A 1,485-nucleotide genomic window follows, 5' to 3' on the forward strand; every position below is an offset into this window, starting at 1 on the left:
TCTGACGTAGCGGCAGCGATCCAAACGGCCCCGACCGGGCGCACCCCTCTCGGTTCAGACCGCGACACCTACCTGCAGCCAGTCCTGCGTGATCGGGACTGCCGCACCGATAGATGACAGGTGGGGTCTTATGCCGGGAGGGTCACGGCGGGCTTCATCATGGTCTCGTACTCGATGGGGGTCAACCGCCCGAGACGGGCTTGTCGACGGCGCCGGTGATAGGTGCGCTCGGTCCAGGTGACGATCGCGATCCGTAGCTCATCCCGGGTCGTCCAGGACCGCCTGTCGAGGACGTTCTTCTGCAGCAGGGCGAAGAAGCTCTCCATGGCGGCGTTGTCCCCGGCCGCACCCACTTTGCCCATCGAGCCGACCAAGCCGTGCCGGTTGAGGGCATGGACGAATTTCCGGGATCGAAATTGCGACCCGCGGTCCGAATGAACGATGCAACCGGCCACATCCCCGCGCCGAGCAACGGCGTTCTGCAGTGCCTGGACGGCCAGCCGGGCTTTCATTCGCGAGTCGATGGAGTAGCCGACGATCCGCCCGGAGAAGACGTCTTTGATCGCGCACATGTAGAGCTTGCCCTCGGCGGTCCTGTGCTCGGTGACGTCGGTCAACCACAGCTGGTTTGAACCGCCAGCAGTGAAGTCCCGCTCCACCAGGTCATCGTGCACCGGCGGACCCGGCTTCTTCCCGTTCTTGCCGCGCTTCTTCCCGAACACCGACCACCAGCCGTTGTCCCGGCAGATCCGCCACGCGCTGCGCTCACACATCACCTCGCCGGCTTCCTTGGCCTCATCGACCAGGAAGCGGTAGCCGAACTCCGGATCGTCCTGATGGGCGTCGAACAACGCGTTCGCCCGGTACGCCTCGGCCAGCTCGGCGTCGGTGACAGGGTCCGCCAGCCAGCGGTAGTAGGGCTGGCGGGAGAGCTTGAGCACCCGGCACGTCACCGCGACGGGGATCCCGACGGCGGCGAGCTCCTTCACGAGCGGGTAGAGCCTTTTCCCGGCAGGTTCGCCTGGGACAGGTAGGCCGCCGCCCGTCGTAGGACCTCGTTCTCCTGCTCGAGCAGGCGGATCCGCTTCTTCAGCTCACGGTTCTCGGCCGACTCGGCTTTGGTTGTCCCAGGCTTCGCGCCGTCCTCGACGTCGGCCTGGCGCATCCACTTCGACAGGGTCATCTCATGGATGCCAAAGTCCTTGGCGATCTGCGCGAGCGTCACACCCTCTTCGCGGCTGCGGGCCACGCGCACGACGTCGTCACGGAACTCTTGGGGATAGGGAGCAGGCACAGCAACATCCCTCCAGGCCGCCCTGCGGGCAAGCCAGATCAGGTGTCACCTATTCGTGCGGCAGTCCCCATCTTGTTCCCGCTCGTCCTGATCGGCCTAGGGCATGTCTGACAATCGTTTGGACCACGCGAGCACAGCGTTCAACACCACGGCGGCCCGGTAGACGATCGCGTACTTGTCGTACCGGGTCG

The 1,485-nt window shown here is 65.4% G+C and carries 1 protein-coding gene and 1 pseudogene; both read right to left on the reverse strand.

Annotation, left to right across the window (positions count from 1 at the left end):
- Window positions 1-128: 128 nt before the first annotated feature.
- Window positions 129-1,294, reverse strand: a protein-coding gene (locus tag AB0302_RS11365) for an IS3 family transposase (protein ID WP_113914520.1) whose coding sequence is annotated in 2 segments (ribosomal slippage) — window positions 129-1,007 and window positions 1,010-1,294 — 1,164 coding nt in all. Because the reading frame shifts where the segments join, the coding sequence is not laid out codon by codon here.
- A 96-nt stretch (window positions 1,295-1,390) separates the two neighbouring features.
- Window positions 1,391-1,485 (reverse strand): annotated as a pseudogene (locus AB0302_RS11370) (IS5/IS1182 family transposase); the annotation flags it as partial.

This window comes from Micrococcus sp. NPDC078436 (assembly GCF_040702705.1).
In the GTDB taxonomy this organism is placed as follows: Bacteria; Actinomycetota; Actinomycetes; order Actinomycetales; family Micrococcaceae; genus Micrococcus.